Annotated in this window: 22 protein-coding genes; 11 read left to right on the plus strand and 11 right to left on the minus strand. The window is 43.5% G+C overall.

The annotated features are described in order from the left end of the window. Window positions 1-232 precede the first annotated feature (232 nt). Genes mnmE through CLV27_RS00015 form a run of 3 tightly spaced genes read left to right on the plus strand, consistent with a single transcriptional unit; the run spans window position 233 to window position 2,901 of the window. Complete coding sequence (mnmE, locus tag CLV27_RS00005) at window positions 233-1,624, plus strand: tRNA uridine-5-carboxymethylaminomethyl(34) synthesis GTPase MnmE (RefSeq protein ID WP_132524520.1); 1,392 nt, start codon at window positions 233-235, stop codon at window positions 1,622-1,624. Window position 1,625: 1 nt separating this feature from the next. Beyond that, window positions 1,626-2,576 carry a M23 family metallopeptidase gene (locus CLV27_RS00010; RefSeq protein WP_132524522.1) on the plus strand — a complete coding sequence of 317 codons (951 nt, stop codon included), beginning with the start codon at window positions 1,626-1,628 and terminating at the stop codon, window positions 2,574-2,576. After that, a complete protein-coding gene (locus CLV27_RS00015; protein WP_132524524.1) occupies window positions 2,506-2,901 on the plus strand; it encodes a bactofilin family protein in 396 nt (131 codons plus the stop codon). The genes CLV27_RS00010 and CLV27_RS00015 overlap by 71 nt, the downstream gene beginning before the upstream one ends. Here CLV27_RS00015 and CLV27_RS00020 read toward each other — a convergent pair. The 7 genes from CLV27_RS00020 to CLV27_RS00050 are packed head-to-tail and all read right to left on the minus strand — an operon-like array spanning window position 2,844 to window position 8,643. Next, entirely contained in the window at window positions 2,844-3,650 is an 807-nt protein-coding gene (locus CLV27_RS00020; RefSeq protein ID WP_132524526.1) for a 6-carboxyhexanoate--CoA ligase, read from the minus strand. The genes CLV27_RS00015 and CLV27_RS00020 overlap by 58 nt on opposite strands. Beyond that, window positions 3,634-4,713, minus strand: a complete 1,080-nt coding sequence (locus CLV27_RS00025) for a mechanosensitive ion channel family protein (RefSeq protein WP_132524528.1) — start codon at window positions 4,711-4,713, stop codon at window positions 3,634-3,636. Before CLV27_RS00025 ends, CLV27_RS00020 begins: the two co-directional genes overlap by 17 nt. 9 nt (window positions 4,714-4,722) lie before the next feature. After that, a complete protein-coding gene (dtd, locus tag CLV27_RS00030) occupies window positions 4,723-5,172 on the minus strand; it encodes a D-aminoacyl-tRNA deacylase (protein ID WP_132524530.1) in 450 nt (149 codons plus the stop codon). A gap of 3 nt (window positions 5,173-5,175) precedes the next feature. Next, complete coding sequence (locus tag CLV27_RS00035) at window positions 5,176-5,787, minus strand: MarC family protein (RefSeq protein WP_132524532.1); 612 nt, start codon at window positions 5,785-5,787, stop codon at window positions 5,176-5,178. Next, complete coding sequence (locus tag CLV27_RS00040) at window positions 5,775-6,641, minus strand: UbiA-like polyprenyltransferase (RefSeq protein ID WP_132524534.1); 867 nt, start codon at window positions 6,639-6,641, stop codon at window positions 5,775-5,777. The genes CLV27_RS00035 and CLV27_RS00040 overlap by 13 nt, the downstream gene beginning before the upstream one ends. A 9-nt stretch (window positions 6,642-6,650) precedes the next feature. Further along, on the minus strand, window positions 6,651-7,439 hold the full coding sequence (locus tag CLV27_RS00045; protein ID WP_132524536.1) for an HAD-IIA family hydrolase: 789 nt from the start codon (window positions 7,437-7,439) through the stop codon (window positions 6,651-6,653). Then, complete coding sequence (locus tag CLV27_RS00050; protein ID WP_132524538.1) at window positions 7,420-8,643, minus strand: dicarboxylate/amino acid:cation symporter; 1,224 nt, start codon at window positions 8,641-8,643, stop codon at window positions 7,420-7,422. Before CLV27_RS00050 ends, CLV27_RS00045 begins: the two co-directional genes overlap by 20 nt. A gap of 498 nt (window positions 8,644-9,141) precedes the next feature. Between CLV27_RS00050 and CLV27_RS00055 the strand changes: the two genes are divergently transcribed. The 4 genes from CLV27_RS00055 (at window position 9,142) to msrB (ending at window position 11,630) form a co-directional block, all read left to right on the plus strand. Beyond that, window positions 9,142-9,450 carry a CRISPR-associated endonuclease Cas1 gene (locus tag CLV27_RS00055; RefSeq protein ID WP_132524540.1) on the plus strand — a complete coding sequence of 103 codons (309 nt, stop codon included), beginning with the start codon at window positions 9,142-9,144 and terminating at the stop codon, window positions 9,448-9,450. 16 nt (window positions 9,451-9,466) lie between these two features. Continuing rightward, window positions 9,467-10,282 (plus strand): hypothetical protein, encoded by an 816-nt coding sequence (locus tag CLV27_RS00060; RefSeq protein ID WP_132524542.1) that lies wholly within the window; start codon window positions 9,467-9,469, stop codon window positions 10,280-10,282. Between the two features lie 773 nt (window positions 10,283-11,055). After that, a complete protein-coding gene (locus CLV27_RS00065; protein WP_132524544.1) occupies window positions 11,056-11,235 on the plus strand; it encodes a hypothetical protein in 180 nt (59 codons plus the stop codon). 5 nt (window positions 11,236-11,240) lie between these two features. Then, on the plus strand, window positions 11,241-11,630 hold the full coding sequence (msrB, locus tag CLV27_RS00070) for a peptide-methionine (R)-S-oxide reductase MsrB (RefSeq protein WP_132524546.1): 390 nt from the start codon (window positions 11,241-11,243) through the stop codon (window positions 11,628-11,630). Window positions 11,631-11,703: 73 nt separating this feature from the next. Here the strand turns inward: msrB and CLV27_RS00075 are convergent, their stop codons facing one another. Genes CLV27_RS00075 through CLV27_RS00090 form a run of 4 tightly spaced genes read right to left on the minus strand, consistent with a single transcriptional unit; the run spans window position 11,704 to window position 14,944 of the window. Next, window positions 11,704-13,092, minus strand: coding sequence for an SAVED domain-containing protein (locus CLV27_RS00075; protein WP_132524548.1), 1,389 nt, complete (start codon window positions 13,090-13,092; stop codon window positions 11,704-11,706). A 2-nt stretch (window positions 13,093-13,094) separates the two neighbouring features. Next, a complete protein-coding gene (locus CLV27_RS00080) occupies window positions 13,095-13,922 on the minus strand; it encodes a hypothetical protein (RefSeq protein ID WP_132524550.1) in 828 nt (275 codons plus the stop codon). Beyond that, a complete protein-coding gene (locus tag CLV27_RS00085; RefSeq protein WP_132524552.1) occupies window positions 13,912-14,541 on the minus strand; it encodes a hypothetical protein in 630 nt (209 codons plus the stop codon). The genes CLV27_RS00080 and CLV27_RS00085 overlap by 11 nt, the downstream gene beginning before the upstream one ends. Beyond that, a complete protein-coding gene (locus CLV27_RS00090; protein WP_132524554.1) occupies window positions 14,516-14,944 on the minus strand; it encodes a hypothetical protein in 429 nt (142 codons plus the stop codon). Before CLV27_RS00090 ends, CLV27_RS00085 begins: the two co-directional genes overlap by 26 nt. Before the next feature lie 81 nt (window positions 14,945-15,025). On the opposite strand from CLV27_RS00090, the gene cas10 reads away from it, so the two are divergent. Genes cas10 through csm4 form a run of 4 tightly spaced genes read left to right on the plus strand, consistent with a single transcriptional unit; the run spans window position 15,026 to window position 20,138 of the window. Continuing rightward, window positions 15,026-17,833 (plus strand): type III-A CRISPR-associated protein Cas10/Csm1, encoded by a 2,808-nt coding sequence (gene cas10, locus CLV27_RS00095; protein ID WP_338047267.1) that lies wholly within the window; start codon window positions 15,026-15,028, stop codon window positions 17,831-17,833. After that, window positions 17,830-18,333: a type III-A CRISPR-associated protein Csm2 gene (gene csm2, locus CLV27_RS00100; protein ID WP_132524558.1), complete on the plus strand. Its 504-nt coding sequence runs from the start codon at window positions 17,830-17,832 to the stop codon at window positions 18,331-18,333. The genes cas10 and csm2 overlap by 4 nt, the downstream gene beginning before the upstream one ends. A gap of 26 nt (window positions 18,334-18,359) precedes the next feature. Next, window positions 18,360-19,157: a type III-A CRISPR-associated RAMP protein Csm3 gene (csm3, locus tag CLV27_RS00105; RefSeq protein WP_132524560.1), complete on the plus strand. Its 798-nt coding sequence runs from the start codon at window positions 18,360-18,362 to the stop codon at window positions 19,155-19,157. A gap of 18 nt (window positions 19,158-19,175) precedes the next feature. After that, window positions 19,176-20,138 (plus strand): type III-A CRISPR-associated RAMP protein Csm4, encoded by a 963-nt coding sequence (csm4, locus tag CLV27_RS00110; protein ID WP_132524562.1) that lies wholly within the window; start codon window positions 19,176-19,178, stop codon window positions 20,136-20,138. Window positions 20,139-20,142 lie beyond the last annotated feature (4 nt).

The raw sequence follows: 20,142 nt of genomic DNA on the forward strand, positions 1-20,142 counted from the left end.
TTATTTAGCTCACACTCTAAGTTTCTGATTTTTCCTTCTCTTTTGAAGGTTTTGATCTTGCCGTTTACGATGATGGCAATTCCGGCAGAGTCGTAGCCTCTATACTCAAGCCTTTTTAGTCCGTCTAGAATGATGTTTTTTGCATTATCTTTACCGATATAGCCTACAATACCGCACATAAGTCTAGGATTCTCCTTTAAATTTTGTGAAAGTATAGCACAGGGGGTAAGTTGTGAGAGATTACCTTTGTGAGGATACGATAGCTGCGATAGGGACTCCTATCGGCAGGGGTGCCATAGGAATCGTCAGGATTTCCGGGAAGGACTCCCTCAGGATACTTCAGGAGATGTTCCGGACAAAATCCGGAGAGAGGAAGGAGCACTTTGATAGCAGAAAGATGTATTACGGCGTTGTCGTTGATAGCTCTGGAGAGCCGATAGATGAGGTTCTTACCGTTTATATGAGAGCTCCAAAAACTTTCACGGGAGAGGACATCGTTGAGATTCACAGCCACGGAGGTATAGTTGTTGTAAGGAAGATTTTAAGGGAAGTTTTAAGGCGGGGAGCTCGCCTTGCAGAGCCCGGCGAGTTTACAATGAGAGCTTTCATTCACGGGAAAATAGACCTCGTTCAGGCGGAGGCTATAAACGAGCTCATCAACGCTACGAGCGAAGTGTCCGCTAAGGTCGCTCTAAAACACTTAGAAGGAGAGCTCTCCAAAAAAATTAAGCTTTTAAGGGACAAGCTCCTTGAGGCAAAGGCCTACATTGAGGCTGCTGTAGACTTCCCTGAGGAAGAGGTTGAGATAATAGAATCTGGAGAGGTAAAGAGGAGAATTCAGGAAGTCCTAAACGGAATAGAGAAACTCCTTTCTACTTATAGAGATGGTCGCATTATTAAGGAGGGAATAAAAGTTGCAATAGTTGGTAGGCCTAACGTTGGAAAGTCTTCGCTCCTTAACGCAATCCTTCAAGAAGAAAGGGCCATCGTTACCGAAGTTCCCGGCACTACGCGGGACATTATTGAGGAAACGGTAACTTTGGAAGGTGTTCCTATCAGGCTCATTGATACGGCGGGAATAAGGGAGTCTTCTGATGTAGTTGAAAGAATAGGAATAGAGAGAAGCCTTAGGAGCATTGAAAGAGCGGACGTAATTCTTTTCGTTATTGACGGCTCTTGCGGATTTACAGAGGAAGATTTAAAAGTTTCTGAGATGCTGAGAGGGAAGGAAAATGTCATTCTTGTCCTTAATAAGAAGGATTTGGGTCTTAAGGTGAAGTGTGGAGAGGTTTCGGATTGGAGGTGCGTTGAGATAAGTGCTAAAAGTGGGGAGGGAATTAAGGAGCTTGCTACTGAAATCGTTAACATGGTTCTTTTAGATCCTGAAACTGTTTTGAAGGGAGATGACGTTCTCATAACGAGTGAAAGGCACAGAGAGCTTTTAGAGAAAGCCCGAGATTCGCTCATAAAAGTCGTTAACAGCATTGAGGCAGGTTTTGAGTCTCCTGAGTTTCTCTCTATGGATATTGACGCAGCTTTAAATGCCCTTGGAGAGATAGTCGGTCAGGTGACAACGGAGGACATGCTTGATATAATCTTCTCCCGATTCTGTATAGGGAAGTAAGATGGGGAAAAACAGGAATGACAGACTTCAGGTAATAGTCATTGAGGATGAACTCGCCAACAGGGTAAAGCGCTTTTTCATTTCAAAAAAGCTTATCGTTTTCTCTTTACTCTTCTCCGTTGTTTTCACCCTCAGTGTTACCGTATACGCCGTTTTCATAACCTACAAGTCCAACCGCTATTATTCCACTTCTACTAAGGAGCTCAAGGAGCTCCGCTCTAAAGTAGCTCAGCTTGAAAAGGAAAACGCTAACTTAAGGTCTCGTGTAGCTTCACTTGAGCAGGAGAAGGAAGAAACAATTGAAGAGCTTGCAAGGAGGATAGAGATAATAGACTCCATTATGAAAAGGGTAGGGATTGAAGTTTCTCAAACAGAGGGAGAGGGTGGACTTGCCCTTCCTCTTGATAAGCTACTGGAAAAAGAGAGCTCTGGAGTTAACTTTTCCGACGTCATTCCCGGTATTGACTACCTCATAGAGAACTTCAAGACAACTCCTCTTGGCTATCCAACTTACGGCAGGATAACCTCTGACTTTGGGCTCAGGCGTAATCCTGTCACGGGAAGACTTGAGTTTCACTTGGGCGTTGATATAGCTGACAAGTGGGGGACACCGGTTAGAGCTCCAGCCGACGGCGTCGTTATAAAGGCGGGATGGTGTGGCCTTATGGGAAAGTGTCTTGAGATAAGGCACAACAGGGACATAGTAACCTACTACGGCCACTTGGCAAAGCTCCTTGTAAAAAAGGGTGATAGGGTAGAGAGGGGACAGATTATAGGCCTTATGGGGAACAGCGGAAGGAGTACGGGGCCACACTTGCACTACACTATAAAATTTAGAAACAGAATTATGAACCCCCACGACTTTATGGAGGTTCTTGCAAATGCTAAAGAGGAAAGAGTCAGAAAACATAGACGAAATCAAGAGCATCTTAGCCGAAGGTTTAAAAATTGAGGGAAACATCTACGCCGAAGGGAAAATAAGGATAGACGGAGAGGTTACGGGCGACGTTAGGGGAAAGTTTGTAATCCTTGGACAGTCGTCAAAGATAAACGGTAACGTTTACGCAGAAGTTGTTGTAGCTATGGGGAACATTGAAGGTAACGTTGAGGCTAAGAAACTTGATGTAAAAGCTTCTGCAAAGATAAAGGGAGACGTTGTTGCAGAAAACTTTTCCGTTGAGCCGGGAGCAAGCCTTCACGGTTTAGTAAAGGTGGGGAGCTACAGGGAGTTTTCTGAAAATACCTTAGAGAGCTCTTCAGCAGGAACTAAGGAATAAGAACTTACCCTGTCAGCGAGAACGGGAATTTTCTCAAGGTACCTTATTAACTCATCTAAGGAGGTGCTTTCTCTAACGAAAATAGCTCTACCTCCTAAGGGAGAGCCCGCTTCTTTTATGTTTTTTATCCTAATGTAACCTACTCCCTTTAACGACAGGTAGCCTGTCGTGTAATCTGGGTCGTCTGAAACGCAGAGCTCTCCAAGGACAGCAGGATAGTTCAAAATCTTTGTTGAGAGCGTCAGGGCTTCCTTAAAGTTCTCGGTAAACCTTTCTCCTGTAAGCTCTCGGAGTTTCCTTTCTGCTTCTTTCGTTATGTCAAGGTAAGAGGCCCTTACTCCTCTGAATTTGTCCGGTTCAAGCCTTTTACCAGAGGGAACTTCAACAATCATCGCTCCTCTCATCGTTTTTCCGTCTGGGGCAGGTCCAGAAAGGAGCTCCCTGTAAACTCTAAGGCCAAGCTCTACTGGGATAGGAGAAAGAGAGAAGAGCTCCTTTAATACTCTTTCAGCACTGTAGTTTCCCGTTACCTCAATGACGGGGAGTAAAGTAAGCCTTAAAGGCTCCTCAGAAAGAAGTTCAACTTTTAGGTTGATAAAGTCGGGTTTTCCTTTAGAGTGGTTGAGAGCTCTCCTTACAAGTTCTCCTGCAACTTTTTCAATTTCTTCTTCTCTGACTATCCTTTCTGCGCCGGAAATGTGGTGACCGGCAGCAGAGCTCCTCATCTTTACGCTATAGAGCTTCTCCATCTCTCTCTAACTTAACTTCTAAGGGGGTTCTAAACCAAACATCGCTCTGAGGGAAGGGAATCTCTATACCGTTTTCTCTAAAGAGCTTTATTATCTTTTCGTGGAGAATGGACTTTATGCCAAAGGCAAGGTCTTTCTTCTCAACGTAGTATATGAGCTTGAAAATTAGCGCGCTGTCTCCGAACTGGGTAAAATAAACAGCTGGTGGGGGATTTTTTAGAATACCTTCAACTCCCTCAGTTGCTAAAAGGAGGAGTTCCTTCACTTTCTCAATGTCTGAACCGTAGGCTACTCCTACTTCTACAAAGTCTTTAACTCTTGGGTCTGGGTAGAGTGAGTTTTCAATAATTCCTTCAGTGAGTTTAGAGTTTGGAATGGTTATTAGATTGTTTCCTGTAATAGTCAGTATTCTTGTCGTCCGCAGGCCTATGTCGTAAACGTAGCCTTCAACGTCAATATCCTTTATGTAAACCCTGTCTCCTATGCGGAACTGCCGGTCGGTAACGAGCAGAACTCCAGAGATAAAGTTGCTTATCGTATCCTTTGCAGCTAAACCGACTGCTAAAGAGCCGACTCCAAGGGACGTTACTAAGGAAGTAACGTTAAATCCGAGCCTGTCAAGGATAGCGATGGCTGCTATCACAAAGACGAAGATTTTCATGAGTTTTGAAATCATAGAGTAGTAGGTATCTATTAACGGTGTCTCCGACGGGGAAACCTTTGCCTTCATTCCCTGTGAGAACTTCTCAAGGACGATGTCAAGAACCTTAGAGGCAACAAAGGAGAGTATGCATACGTAGAGGACGAAAAAGACGTTGTTTATGACCTCCGTTGTCTGAGCCGGCAGAGGGAGCTGAACTATGGCCAAGTTGAAAAATAGCAGGGCGAAAAAGTAGGAAACCCATACAGAGAGCCTTATGAGGAGCTTTTCGACTTTTGATAGTTTCTCATCCCGCGAGAAAAACTTAAGTAGCAGCTTAGTTATAAACTTCTTTGACCAGAGGGAGAGTATGGAAAGGAGAACGAATAGCAGGACGAATGCATACTCAAATTCGAACTTCATTGCGGCCTCTTAAGAAAAGTCTTTACTTGAGAGTATAAACGTTACTGGTCCATCGTTTACTATGTGAACCTTCATATCTGCTCCAAATATGCCCGTCTTCACAGGGACGCCAAGTTCTCTACACTTTTCAACAAAGCGGTGGAACATCTGTTCTGCCTTTTCTGGGTCTTCGGATGATTGAAAGCTTGGTCTCCTTCCTTTCCTACAGTCAGCGGCCAAAGTGAAGTTCGGAACAACGAGGAGCTCCCCTCCTATCTCTTTCAGCGACAGGTTCATCTTCCCAGCAGAGTCCTCAAAAATCCTGAGGTTGACGATTTTGTCTGCCATCTTGTCTATGTAGGAATTTATGTCCCCTTTCTCAAAGCCCACGAGAGCAACGATTCCCTGTTTTATTTCCCCTACGGTTTCTCCTCCTACAACTACCTTACCGCTTAGGACTCTTTGAATTACCACTTTCATCTTTTACCCCTGAGCCCACAAATGTTTTACTCCGTCAACTATGAACTGAGAGCCGAGGGAGCCTACAAAGAGCCCGAATACCCTAACTGTAACGTTTATACCCGTAGGCCCCATTCTTTGAGCCAAGTAGGCTGCGTTTTTCAGGACAAAATATACAACAAGGGCTGTAATTGTCAGAGCTGCAAATAGCGAAGCTTCTTGGAAGACTCCGTGTGATTCCTCTTTGAAGATGAGGACGGTTGTAAAAGCCGCTGGACCAAAAAGGATTGGGATCCCAATTGGAATAACCGATATATCCTCCTTCTCGACGGCTGCATCCCTTTCTTCTTTTGTATGCTTAGTCTTTGGTGGATAGGCCTGAAGCATCTGAAAAGCCATGTGGAGAAGGATTAAACCGCCAAAAATCTTTATGCTGAAGATGTTTATTCCCATCAAGTTGAGGAGGGCGTCTCCTGCAAAGAAGGTAACGAGGGCAGCTATGAATACAGTGATGGAGCTCCTAAAAGCAACTTCCTCTATAGCTCGTTTTCCTTCAACTAAACCGGCGACAATTATGGCAGCAAATATGGGGTCAACAATAACGAGGATTGATATTAAGTACTTTAGGAACTCCACGTCCCACTCCATAGGTAGTTAAGAAGAGTAAACGCAAAGATGGTTAGGCTGATGTAGCCGTTTAAGTTAAAGAATGCGTAGTTTATTTTAGTCCTATCGCGAGAAATGATGGCATGCTCCTTAGCCATGAGAAAGGCTGAAATTGCTAGACCTATGTAGTAGGGTATTCCAAGTCCCTCACTTACTCCAACGTATATAAGTCCTAAAAGGGTTAAAACGTGGAAAACCTTCGAAAGGAGGAGTGCCTTTCTCTCTCCAAGGACTGCTGGGATTGAATAAAGACCTTCCTTCCTGTCAAACTCAACGTCCTGAAGTGCGTAAATGATGTCAAATCCTGCTACCCAGAGTCCCACGGAGGCAGACAGAATAAAGGCCGTTAAACTTACTCCTCCCGTTACTGCAACCCATGCTCCTAAGGGAGCAAGAGCTATTGCAATTCCGAGAACTATGTGGCACAGGTAGGTAAAGCGTTTTGTAAAGGAGTAGAGAACCAGAATAAAGATAGCAATAGGCGATAACTTAAGGGCTAAAGGGTTAAGTTTATAAGCTCCAAGGATCATAAGGGCGAAACCTACTACTGCAAGAGCTAAAGCCTCAGATTTTTTCACGATTCCCCTTGGAATGTGCCTGTTGGCTGTTCGTGGATTTTTGGCGTCAATTTCAGCGTCAATCAGCCTGTTTAGGCTCATAGCTGCTGTTCTTGCTCCGAATAGAGCTACAACAATCCAGAAAGTTTGGTAAGGGCTTGGAAAGCCGTGAGCAGCAATGAGTGCTGCTGTCAGCGCAAAGGGCAGGGCGAAGACCGTATGTTCAACCTTTATCATTTCCATGTAGGTTTTGATTCTTTCAAGCATCTTTACACCTTAAATGAGCTTAATGCACTCGCCGATATGGTTAAATACGTAGTCTGGTCTCAGTTCGGGGGTAACTTCTTCTAAGATGGCTGTATCTTTGTACTTTCCGCTTAAGACGAACACGGTTTTAAATCCTGTGACCTTTTTTCCTTCGGCAAGGTCCGTAAATGGGTCGTCGCTTACCATGTAGACCTTTTGAGGATCACTTATTCCTAGAAGCTCAAAGGCTCTTTCAAAATACTCCTTTGAAGGTTTGCCAAAAGAAATTACTGGCTTGTTAGCAGCGTAGGAGAGTGCTGTAGCAATTGCTCCAACGCTTGGACCAACAAGACCGTCGGGATCTAAGATGAGCCTGTTCATGTGGAATGAGAAGAGCTTTGCACCGTTAACGACAAGCGCAGAAGTTGCCGTTTTGAGTTTCCCGTAATTAATCTCTCTATCCCTTCCTACAACAACGGCATCTACATTGTGGTCGTCCCTTACTTCAAAGCCTTCTTCTTTAAAGAATTCCTTTATCTTCTCAGTTCCCATAAAGTAGATAGATCTTACGCCTTCCCTCTTTAAGAAGTTGCTCGCTAGGAGGCTTGGTGAGAGGAGTTTTTTCTCGTTTACGTTGAAACCTTTCTCTCGGAGTATTTCTATTAGACGTCTCGGCTTTTCGGTTGAGTTGTTTGTAGCAACAATCCAAGGGATACCTCTTTCGTCAAGTATCTTTGTAAACTCAAGGGCTTCAGGTATTGGAGTGTAGCTTTTATCCTTTACAAGAGTTCCCTCAAGGTCAAGGAGAAACCCTACCATTTTTAACCTCCTCTAGTCCGTGGGAGATAACTGCAGCGCCAATTGTATCACCAAGAACGTTAACTGCCGTCCTACACCTGTCAAGGAACCAGTCAACAGCCAAAATGATACCTATTCCTTCTACCGGAATGCCGACGGACTGGAGAACTAAAACCATTGTAACGAGTCCTGCTTCGGGAATTCCAGCAGCTCCAATTGCCGCAAGTGTGGCCGTTAAAAAGATAATAAGGTAGTGGGTAAGCTCAAGGTTGATTCCGTAGCTTTCGGCTATAAATATGACTGCGACGGCCTCGTAAAGTGCCGTCCCATCCATGTTTATAGTAGCTCCAAGAGGTAGGGTAAATTCTGCAACTGTCTTTTTAACGCCACTTCCAACAACTTCTTTAAGGGTAACCGGCAACGTGGCAGAAGAGGAAGCTGTTGCAAATGCCGTTATAAGGGCTTCTTTTACTTTTCCTATATAAGCGTATGGATTTTTACGGATAAAGAAGTAGTAGATTGCAGGAAGAATTAGAAAGGCATGAATTCCCAAAGCTAAGAGGACGGTTAAAACATACTTGCCAAGAGAAATTAGAAGGGGAACTATTGCCTTTGCGCCACCAATAGAGGCTACCTTTGCAGCAATAAGGGAGAAGATTCCTAAGGGGGCAAAGTTGATAATCCAGCCTGTTAGCTTTAGTATTGAAGCATCAAGCTCTGAGATGAGCTTGTGGAGGAGGGGCTTTTCTTCCCACTTGATGGACAGGACTGCAAGTGAAAACAGCATCGTTGCAACTATGATTCCAAGAACGTTAAAGTCAACTAACGCTTTAAAGAGGTTTGGAGGTAGGAGGTTGGTAAGGAGCTCCTTTAAACTAAAGCTCATCTCCCTGTTAAATGAACTGTCTCCGTTGAGGGAAAAACCAACTCCCGGTTTTATCAGAATGACCGTTATTATTCCAATTGCCACAGCTATTGACGTTGTCATCGTGTAGTAGAGGAGAGCTCTCACTCCCACGCTTTTAAACTTCTCTATGGTTTTCATGTTTAAAATTGCGCTTGCTATTGAGACAATAATTAAAGGCAGAACGACCATTTTAAGGGCGTTTAGAAAGAGTTCTCCAATAAAGGCCGTCTTTAGAGAGAGCTCCGGCAAGAACCCTCCTGCTAAGAAACCCCCTACTACTCCAAGAGCCATGTAGGTCAAAAACTTTCCCTTTCTCACTCTTTACCTCCGTAAGTCTAACTCTGTGAAATTTTACCTTGTGATATAATTAAAAAAGTTAACTTTGGTCTTTGAAAGTTGAATAGGGCTAACGGGGCATAATTCAGCTTACTGAAACTTTTTGCTCTAATAGGCTCTTTTTCAAGGAGTTACAGAATTTGATGGAAATCTCAAGTTCTGGAGATATTGATTTTCAATGTTTCCAATTTTTTGCTGTTGAAATGCCCGAAAAAGTGAGCGGGATTGCGACTTTGCTGGGTTAATCCAAAGTTCTTCAAACTCCCTTTTACTCTTGTTGAAATGCCCGAAAAAGTGAGCGGGATTGCGACGCCGGCCTTCGGGCTCCTAACCCTACTCTTCGCGCCTCAAGTTGAAATGCCCGAAAAAGTGCGGGATATATTCTTCACAGGGAGAGTCTGAGAGGGGACAAAATTTCCTTCACCCTGTCAGATTTTTCTTTAGAGACTCGTTATCCTAAAAGTGAAGGCTAAAGAACGATTGAAAGGTGATAAGTTGGGCTCTGACTGGAAGATGAGAAAGTCCATCTTTGTGGTAACTCCATCGGTTGTTATTAAAAAGGACGGAAACGCCCTCATTTTTGAGCTAAAGGGGAAGAGGGAAAGACTCCCAATTGGAGTAGTTGAGCACCTTTTCCTCTTTGTGGGAATTGAAATAACGACAAAAGCTTTAAGGTTTCTTCTTTCAAACGGACGCTATGTCTTTTACCTTAATTCTTTCGGAAAACTTGTTGATCTTTCTGTTCTTAAGCTTTTAACAAGTAACAACGGTTTAAGAGCTCTCCAATAATAAATGGGAGGAAACTGTGAGACTGCGGAGTTCTTTACACTTCCGTCAGGCTTTTATCTCCCAGTTTGGACTTCTATTTAAAGACTGGAGGACAACTGTTATAACGGGTTTTGTTCTCGTTCTTCTTTCTCTGATTGCCGGCTGGATTCCCGACGGTTTAACTGCCTTCCTTTTTGACGGGGAGAGGGAAAAAGGAATTAAGATGCTTGCCATTAGCTTGGGTCTTTTAGCTTTTCTTTTGCTTCTCGGCTGGTGGGTTTCAAAAAGGGGAAACTTTGACGTTAATGTTAAAAAGCCAGAAAAGAAAAAAGTTCTTGTTCTATTCTTAAGCCCAGTTAGAGGAAAAGAGGAGGACTTAACTTCTCTTGTTTCGGGAGAACTCTCCTTTAAGGCAGTTGACGGCTCACCTTTTAGAAATTGGGAGGTGCCCCTTAGGGCGATAGCCTATCATGGTGAAAAGCTTGAAAGGTTGATAGTTCTAACTTCCCCTCAGAGCTCCAAGCAATTTGCTCTCTTTAAGAAGCTTGCTTCTTCTTTCTTTAAAGGGGATTCCCGTCTTCTTTCCGTTTTGGAGAAAGCTCAGGAAGTCAAAATAAACGACTTTGAGGACATAGAGGAGGTTTTTGGAGCTCTTAACTCTATTTATCAACGTCTTAGCGAGGATGGTTACAAAGATAGGGACGTAATAGTTGACGTTACAGGAGGACAGAAAACCGTTTCAATTGCCGGAGCTTTTATGACTCTTTATAGGGGAAGGGAATTTCAGTACATCTCTACCAACGACAAGGAGAACATCAAGTCCTACGACATTGAGTTTGTTCCAGAAGATTGAGATTCTGTATAATCTAACTACATGGTCTTTGAAAACTGAATAGGGCAGAAGGGGCATAGTTCAGTATACTGAAACTTTTTGCTCGGAAGTGCTAATTTCCAATGAGTTATAGAGTTTGATGGAAAACTTAAGTTCTGGAGACCTTGATTTCCAATACTTCCAATTTTTTGCTGTTGAAATGCCCGAAAAAGTGGACGGGATTGCGACTAGTCATAGTATTGTGGACGCTCCCTCTTTGGAAGGAGCTCCCAGGTTGAAATGCCCGAAAAAGTGGACGGGATTGCGACGGCTTGTAAACAATAATACACATATCGCCCTCCTTAAATTGGTTGAAATGCCCGAGAAAGTGAGCGGGATTGCGACTTGTCAGTATCTTCTGGTGTGTTGTTCTCCGCGTCGCACTTACTTGAAATGCCCCAAAAAGTGAAGGGGATTGCAATTGCATTCCTGCCTGAACAATGTAGTGCTTAGGCAGGTAAACAAGTTGAAATGCCCGAAAAAGTGAGCGGGATTGCGACGTTAGGGACGAATATTGCCTTAGCCCCACGGGCTAATAACTCTTGGTTGAAATGCCCTAAAAAGTGAGAGGGGTCTGTTTCTAAGGGAAGGAGTTTGAAGGAAGGGGAAAAAGAGAAGGTTTTATTTTCAAGGGGGGAGTTTGAGGGGGGATTCTGTCCCCCTCACTACCAAATGCACCAAAAAGTGAAGGGGATTGTCAGATTTTTGTCCTTTATTTCGTTATTTTTAACTGAGAACCCAATTTAAGGGTAGAGATGGACATACTGATTTACCTTCTCTTTGGCTTTTGGGGATGGTTCTGGTGGAAGTTTATTTTTAATGGAAGTGAAGAAGACGATGAAGAGCTCTACAACAGCTTTATGGAAGACAATGATGATGTATTTTCTTTCAAGAGTCTATTTGAGAGCTCCGACGACGAAGATGATATATTCTAAAAGGGATGGAAATAAAGAAGTTTAACGACGAGCACCTGACAGAGTTTGAGAAGTGGGTGATTCTTAGAAAGGGAACTGAACCTCCCTTTACGGGTAAGTACTGGAATCACTTTGAAGAGGGGACTTACCACTGTAAAAGATGTGGAACTCCCCTCTTTAAAAGCGAGCATAAGTTCCTCTGCTACTCCGGCTGGCCTTCATTTGACGCCTGCATAGAGGGGACAGTTAGGGAAATCCCTGAAGAGTTTCCCGACGACCGGATAGAGATAGTTTGCGCCAACTGTGGAGCTCACCTTGGACACGTCTTCTACGGTGAAGGATTTACTGAAAAGAACAGAAGATACTGCGTTAATTCAGTTTCTCTCAAATTTGTTCCAAAGGAAAAAAGCAAGTAAGTTTTGCCAGTCTTCTAGCGATTTAGATAAAACGGATACGCTGACTCAACTGTCAAGATTACAGTCTGCTTGTTCAAACATTTTCTACCTCTCCCAGGTTGTAGACAGGCCTGTAGTCCTTTAAGGGTTTGAAGTAGCTCCATACAGTTACGTCCCAGTAGTTACCAACGGCCATTCCGAGGGCAAAAGCGATTGGGTTTGGGACGCTCATTACAAGGTGAAACTTTTTGTGGCCCTTAGCGTATATTCTGTTAAAGGCTTCGTAGATTTCTGCAACTACCTCTGCCCAGTCAAGGTCTAAGGGTAAGCTTCCCTTTAGCTCGGGGGCGTTAACGTAGAAAAAGTCTGCGTTAAACTTTTGAGAGAGCTCCTCTCCCTTACTCCTTGTCTCGTGGGAGGCAACCTGTAGGGCTATAACGGCCGTATCGCTTCCTCTTACTTCTTCCTCTACCTCAATAAAGGAGAGCTTCCTCTTCCTCCTCTTTATCCTCCTGCTGTCTTTCCTTAGGTCAATTACCCTGTGGTAGCTTCCGTTCTCAAAGTGATAAACGGCAACGGGCACTTTTCCGGTTCCGATAACAGCTCCAGCTCCCAAAGAGAAAGTGATCGGAGCTTTAAGTGCAACGTGGAGAGAAAGGTCAGGTAGGAACTCTTTTAGCTTTAAAACCTTCTCCCTTATCGGTAGAAAGAGCTCCCTCCAGTCTCTATCGTGGGGAAGGAAGGTTGGAAGTTCTACGATTAGTTTTTCTTCGTCTAAAAGACCTTTTAAAGGTTTAAAACCTACATTCTTGCAGAAGATTTCAAAATTTGGGATGTTTTCTTCCCTTTTTCCGGTGGCTATTAACAGGGGGATGTCCTTTTCTTCCTTAGAGAAGAACTCTTTTATCTCATGAATGTTCCCTTCGGCTATTAAGAACTTTCCTTCTTTCGTTGCAACCTCTTCCTTTTCTTTGGCGTTTTCGGCTTTAAAGTTCCCCTTAGGTAGGAGTTTGCCTGAAAGGATAACTCTCTTGGGGAGCTCCCCGTAAAGAAGGGCGTAGGCGAGGGGAGCTTGAAAGGACTCTCCAGAAAACTCCCTATTGTAGAAGAAACCGAACTCCTTTTGAGTGACTTCTTTTACTTGAGAGAGCTCTTCCTTAGGAGAGAATGTTTTATCGCTTAAAAAGGCCAAGGCTTTAATTAAAACTCCTTCCTTTTCATTAATGGCCGGAAAAGAGAACTTAACTGGAGGAGAAAGGGGTGTAATGTTAAAGAGCTCTTTAAAGATTTCTTTCACCTCCTCAAAGGAGAACCTTTCAAAGAGTCCTTCTACTGCTTTAAAGCTTACTTCAGGCCTTTTACATTTAACCGCCGTTGCGATTTCCTCTTTCTCAAGTTCAACTTCTCCCCTCTTCCAGCCTTCAAGGTAACTTAAGACTGTAGAAAACTTTTCCTTTTCAAGAAGTCTTAAAAGGTAGCTCATAGTTACTCTCCTTCTTTTACCTTGAGAGTAAGGTGTTTAAGAGCTCTAAAAAGCTTTTCTGTGACAGAGAGAATTGTGATGTCTGAGAGCTTACCTACAAAGAGGGTGAACTCTTTTCCATTTATGGAGACTGAGAGTTTTCCGGTTTTACCTAAGAACTTTTCGTCAAGGAGGAGCTCCGCCTTCTTTTCTTCTGGGACGTAGATGAGCTTTCCAAATGGAAGGTTGACTACGTTTTGGGTTGCGTCTGCTGCTAAGAGGAGAGAGGAGAGCTCCTCAAGCTCTTCCCTTAAGGGCTTTACTATGACGAGCCTTTCTTCCTCTTCATCTAAGGAGAGTAAAAGGGCTTCGTACAGCCACCTGTGGCGTTCAAACTCTATTCTTTTAAACTCCTTGTGAACCTCGTCTTCGTAGCCTCTTCCCCTTTTTTCCTCAGGGATTTCCCCCTCATCGGCAAGAACTGACTGGATTATCCTTAAATCTTCCTCTTTTATTTTCCCTCTTTCCTTAAGCTGAAAGAGAATTTCCTTTGGAACTTCCGTTGCCAAATCAAGCTGGGCAATCCAAGTGTCTCTTAGGGGATGCTCAAACTCCAGGATGTAGTCGTAACGGGTAGCAAGCTCCCAAGAGAAAGAGAGGGGAACGACCTCTGCGAAATGCTCTTCAAGGTTTGCTACAAGCAGGAGAACCGGAGCTCCTTCATATTCTGTCTCGTAAACAAAGCCCTCTTTAATTTCCTCTGGAGCTTTTATACTGTAAACCTTCAATCTGTCCTCCCTTAGCATAGAAAGAGCTCTCTTATACTCTTCCAAGAAATCTTTAAGTTCCACCTTTTGTCCTCCCTAAGTTAAAACGGTTCTTCTTTAAAAATTCTGACAGGAGGAGCTCTCCCAAAAGTCTAATTTCCTCCTCCGTTAAGTCATAGTCTTTGAGGAGTTCCCTTACCTTTGGCTTTAGCCTGCTCCAAGCTTTGTACTTTGCGTCCTGAGATTTTTCACTTAAGAAGGGGTTTTCGTCCTTTCTATAGAGAACTGAATGGAAGTAGTAGCATAGAGTCTCAAGCTCCCCTTTTGAGAGGACTTCCTTCAGTTTCTTAATCGCCTCCTTGACGTTCAAAAGAGATACCGGAGAAAAGTTTTCTGCCTTTAGCGTTGAGAGGAAGTTGCTCTCTTCGGAGCTCTCAGAAAAGAGGACGGTCAGAGTGTTTTTTGAGCGAAAGAACTTATCAATGAGGGCGTTTTTCACCGTTAGTAGAAGGTAAGCGAAAGAGATTCGTTCAAGCTCCTTACAGAGTTTTTCCTTTCTTTCAAGGAGGACTAAGGCAACTTCTGACTCAAGCTCTTCGGTGGTCTCTACTACCGTTTTGAAGTTTTTAGAGAGAGCTCTGGCTATTTCCCTGCAAAGTTCTGCGATTTCCTTTTCTTTACAGAGTTTCTCTACTAAGCTCATTTTCTATCCTCTTTCTCAGTTCCTCTTTACATGTTGAGCAGAACTTAACGAGCTTTCTGTCCTCAAAAACCTGCTTGGGTAGTTTAAAAACTCTCTTTTTTCCCTTTCTGTAAATCCACACTTTCCTTTGCCAAACTTTAAACCCGTCGCATTCTTTCGGACAGAGGGAAAGGTCAACGCTTGATTCTTCTCTTTCCTTTGTGGTGAGAAAAATAACTCTAAATCTGGGAGTCTTTCCTAATTTCCCAAGAGTTATGCCCGGTCTTTTTGTTCTGTTGCTCTTTATGCCTAAGTCTATGTTTAAGGAGTGATGGGTTCTCTCTACGTCAAATTCCCAGAGGCAGGGTATCTCTTGGCACAGCTTTTGTGCCTCTTTCCTTTTCCACTCCAAAAAGTTTGTCAACTTCCCTCTCCCTGTCAGAAATTTTCCCTCTTTTCCGTTTATTAAGTATAGGAAATCTTGAAAAGGAGGTTTTTGATAAAATTGGCTAAAAAAGGGGAGGAAAGTTTTATGAAGCTTGAGGTTGTAACCCTTGGAGCTCTCCTCCACGACATCGGCAAGTTCTACCAGAGAGGGGTTAGTGAAGAGGAATTAAAAAAACGTAAAGAAGAAGCTAAAGGATTACGCCACGAGGACTTTTCTGAAGATTTTTTAAACGAAAACAAAAAGCTCCTGTCCTTCCTTTTAGGAGAGGAAATTTCGGAGGAAACTTTAAATTTCCTCAAAGCCGCCGCTCAGTGTCATCACCTTTCTAAGCGCGAGAACGGAAAATGGGTCAGAAAGGAACGCTGTTTTGAATTGTTGAAAAACGAGGAAATAGGTCGTTACATAAAGGTCATTGAGAAGGCCGATAATTTAAGTGCCGGTCTTGAAAGAGTTGAGGTAGAGAAGTCCGATTTCAGGAGTTACGGAGGTTTAATAGAGGAGGACGGTAAGGACTATAGAACCAAAACTCTACTTCCGATATTCTGCCTTGTTAGGCCGGGAGAGAGAATAACGGATATTGAGGGAAAAGACAGGGCTTGGGGTTATAAGTTTAAGGTGCTTAATACAAAGAATTGTTTTCCTGAAGAGCTCTCGCCCCGAAAGGAGAACTCCTACCCAGACGGAGACAGGCAAAGGGATTACAGGGAGCTCTGGAAGAGTTTTAAGAAAGAGCTTGAAGGGCTTCTCAAGTTGGAGGAGCTTAAGGGGGAAGGAGGAGTACTTGACTTTAACTTTAAGTACGAAGCCTTAAAATACCTATTGATTAAGTATACGTGGTGTATTCCATCGTACACCTATGCATTTTCCAAAGGGAAAGTTCCCATATCCGATATCCCTCTTGCTGACCACCTTTTGACTACTGCGGCTATAGCTACAGCTCTGGCAAGGTATGAAGAGGATACCGGCTGGAAACATAAGGAAGAAAAGCAGAAGGAGAAATTTATTCTCATGAGCTTAGACTTTTCGGGGATTCAAAGCTTTGTCTTCCGTCCTCCAAAAGAGACGAGGAAGTGGGCGGCCAAAATCTTGAGGGCGCGTTCGTTCCTTGTATCCTTAGCTCTTGAGACGGTCGTTAGGAAGGTAATTGAGGAGTTTAAAGTAAACATTTCTTCCGTTCTCCTGAATGCCGCAGGTAAAGTCTGGCTTCTCCTACCGAACGTGGATGTTGAAAAAAGGCTGGAAAAAGTCCGCAAGAAGTTGAGGGAAGAGCTCCTCAAAGACCCCTTCTACGGAGAGGTCAAGATTAGGTTTGCCTACGTTACGATGAGCGAGGAGGACTTTAGCCTTAGAAAGTTTTCTGAGAAGATAGAGGAACTCCAAAAGAAAGAGGCCGAGGAGAAGTTTACCCTGTTTGATATTGAGAAGCTGAACAGACTCCACGATGAAAAGAAAAGTTTCAAGGACTACTACAAGAAACTTTCAGATGAGGAAGATAAAAAAAGGCCTTGCATCGTTTGCGGTGTTTCACCGAGAAAAACCGATAAGGGTTTGTGCAAACTCTGCGACAGACTGGTAAAGATAGGTAAAAAACTCCCGAACTCTCGCTATATGAGGGTATGGTTCTCACCGATAAAGTTGGAGCTCTCTCCCTTCCCGACCCTTATACCTGAAAAAAAGGAAGAGCTTCCAGAAAACTTTGAGATAGCCTTCTTTAAGAACAAGGAGGAGCTGAAGGAAAGTCTTGAAAAAGTTCCCCTAAGGGAAAACGAGGTCATCTACGCCTTTGAAGAGCTTAGTGAAGAATCCGAAAAGGACAGGATTGTCTTACCGGTGAAGTTCCTTGAGAACTACGTTCCGACTACTGAACTTGATTTAGAGGTGGAAAAGCTGAGGAAACAAGGAGAGAGTGATAAAGCGAAAGAGCTTGAGTATTGTTACGATGAAGAAATAAGAAGTGAAGTCAAAGAGAACGGAGAACCCATTCCGAAGAACTTCTGCCACTTGGCTCACGAGGCAGAGAAGGGGCCTCCCTACTTGGGAGTCCTAAAGGCCGACGTTGACAGGCTGGGATTCATCTTCTCTAAGGGGTTTGCTAAAGTTCCGAGAGATGGCGGAGACGACTATTCTTCCCTTTCTGTTTCAAGGGTCGTTGCTCTGAGCAGGATGCTTGACTTTTTCTTTAATGCAGTGGTCAAAGAGTTGGTGAAAAAGGAAGTAAAGGACCTCTACAGCGTCTTTGCCGGCGGGGATGACCTCTTCCTCATAGGGCCTTGGGACAAGGTAATTGAGTTTGAGACAAAGCTCAGGGAAGCGTTTGAGAAGTTTACTTGCTACAACAAGCACTTTACCATCTCTGTAGGTATAGAGATAGTTAAGCCCACATTGCCGTTAACTCTCATTGCTGAACTCTCAGAGAGGGCTTTGGGCAGGGCGAAGAAGAAGAGGAATACTACCTGTATTTTCGGTAAGAGGGTCTTTTACGGAAAGGGAAGAGTTGCAACGCTTAAGGAGTTGGTAGATAAAGCTGACGAGCTTGAGAAACTCTTGGAAGATGACAAAGGGAGCTCCTTCCTTTACAAACTTTACTACTTGTCAAGGCTTGCAAACGGAGAGTTTGATGATGAGGGCAAGGAATGTAAAGAGGACAGGGCTAAAAAGATTAGTTTGGAACGCTTCCTCTGGAGGCCTCGCCTTCGTTACTTAGTCTGGCGGAAGTTTAAGGAAGAGAAAAGATACGAGGTGCTTAGCACACTGGAGAAAATGATAAGAGAACTTGCCGAGGATGTTACAGAGTGTGAAAAAGACAAAAAGGACAACCTCTTTTACATACCCTTTGCAATAGCCGTTTATAGGAGGAGGAGATGAATAAAGAGATTCTGTGTCCTAACAGACCAGAAGATAGAGAAAAAATTTTCAAAGCGAGGAAAGAAATAAAGGACACGGTTACCAATTTTATGGAGGGAAAAGCGCGTCCTGAGATTCTTCTTGAAACAATTGAGGAAATAGCAACTGTTGTTTCAGGGGAAGCTATTGATTGTAAGTTTCAAAAAGGTAAAGTAAAGCCTGTAAAGATTAGCTTTACAAAGATAAGAAAGTACTATGAGCAATATTTGGAGATATATGAAAGATGTCTTGCCGCAGGAAAAAGGGAATCGTTGGAAACGCTCTTGCTTAAGCTTTACATGATTAAAAGTTATTTGGCCTATGACAGAGCAAGGAAGAAAATAAATTCCACTTTTGAAGAGTTCTTAACGACGTTGATTACTAACGTAAACAGTGAAGAGGATTTAAAGAACGGCAAACTCTTGTTTGAGGCTTTTGTAGGTTTTATAAGAGGCATTTTAGAAACCACAAAAGAGGGTTAAGATAAAAGCTACATAGGGAGGGAGCGATGAAAAAGCTTGCAGATATCCTTGAGATTAGGGGTACGATTAAGCTTATCACTGGTCTCCATATCGGGGCTGGAAAAGATGAGGTCAAGATAGGAGGTATGGATAATCCAGTTATTAGAAATCCACTCAACGGTGAACCATATATCCCCGGTTCTTCATTAAAGGGCAAGGTAAGAATGCTTTTAGAACTCTATTACGGTCTTTTTGAGCCTAACAAGGGAGATGTTTTCTCTTATGAAGTCTACAGAAAAATGAAGAAGGAGCTAAACAATGAAAGGATAAAAGTGGCAAAAAATCTCCTCAGACTTTTCGGAACTTCGGGTTCAGATTTTAAGGATTTTGAAAAACTTCCACCGGAAGAGAGAAGAGAAATAGAAGAAATAGCTTCTACAAGGATTTCTTTCTACGACCTAAAGCTTACCGAAGAATCGCGAAAAGAGTTAAGAGAAAGAATAGGTGGCCTTATGACGGAGGAGAAGACGGAGGTCAAGATAAACAGGATTACAGGGACATCGTTCGGAGGAGCTCTCACGAGCAAGGAAAGAATCCCCGCAGGAACAAAGTTTGAATTCAAGCTCTGCCTTAAGGTCTTTGAGGGAGATAACGAAGAGGAGCTCTTAGACCTCGTGAAGAAGGGTCTCAGGCTGTTGGAGCTTGACTCTTTGGGAGGGAGCGGTTCTCGCGGTTACGGAAAGGTAAAGTTCAGAAGTGAAAAGTACGGAGAAGGTAAACTGGAGTGTATTTCTCACTTAAAGAAAAGAGAACCCTTTGCTCTTGACTTGTCTTCTGCCTTTTAAAGGGGAGGAAGGCTCGTTATGGGATACAAGAAGTTAAGGCTTTTGCTGAAATTTGAGACCAACTATGTTACACCTCTCATGGCAGATACGCTTTTTGGTGAGTTCTGCTGGGTTTACGGTTGGTTGAAAGGCGAGGATGAGTTAAAGAGGCTTTTGAGGGACGGGAAACCGATAGCCTTCTCTGACATTTTTCCTGAAGGGTACTTGCCCTTTCCGAAGTATCCTAAGGACCCCTTTTCCGTTTCTCCGGAAACTCCCGAAGAGTACGGCCGTTTTAAAAGGTTGAAGAAGAGGCGTTACTTGGAGAAGGAAATCTTTAAAGAGTGCATTGAGAAGGGAGGTTCTTTTGAAAGTATCCTTTGTTGTATAAGGGACAAAGTTTTAGAGGTTTTAAAGAAGGAGGAAGAGGAAGGAAAGAAAAAGGAGATTATTGCGACTGAGCCCTCCATCCACGTTTCAATAGACAGGATTAAGGGAACTGCGGCTGAGGGGAAGCTCTACCACCTTGAGGAAACCTTCACTGAAAAGGGGGAGCTGTACGTTCTTTACAAGGAGGAGCTCCTCAGTAAAGACGATATAAAAGAAATCTTTCAGATTCTCGGCTTGGTCGGTGTAGGAGCGAAAAAGTCGGCCGGCAAGGGAAAGTTCAGCGTAGAGGTCTCTGAAGGGTGGGACTTACCGGAAGTGAAAGAGAAAAACTGGTTCATATCCCTCTCTACGGGACTTCCGCGAGGAGATGAAGTAGAAGAGTACTACGCCGAGTTCTTTACGAAGTATCCCAAACACGGCAGAGAGGTTGCAATTCCGAGAGTCTTTAAGAACCCTGTAATCTTGGCCAAGCCGGGTTCTGTCTTTAAGATAAGCGAAGAAAGGAAACAGAACCCGGAGGAGCCCTACGGTGAGTTAAAGAGCGGAGTTTCTCCCCTTTCAGATAAAGGGCACAGGCACTCCTTCTTGATAGTTCCTCTTTTTGTGGGGTGAAGTT

Source organism: Phorcysia thermohydrogeniphila (assembly GCF_004339575.1).
Taxonomy (GTDB): domain Bacteria; phylum Aquificota; class Aquificia; order Desulfurobacteriales; family Desulfurobacteriaceae; genus Phorcysia; species Phorcysia thermohydrogeniphila.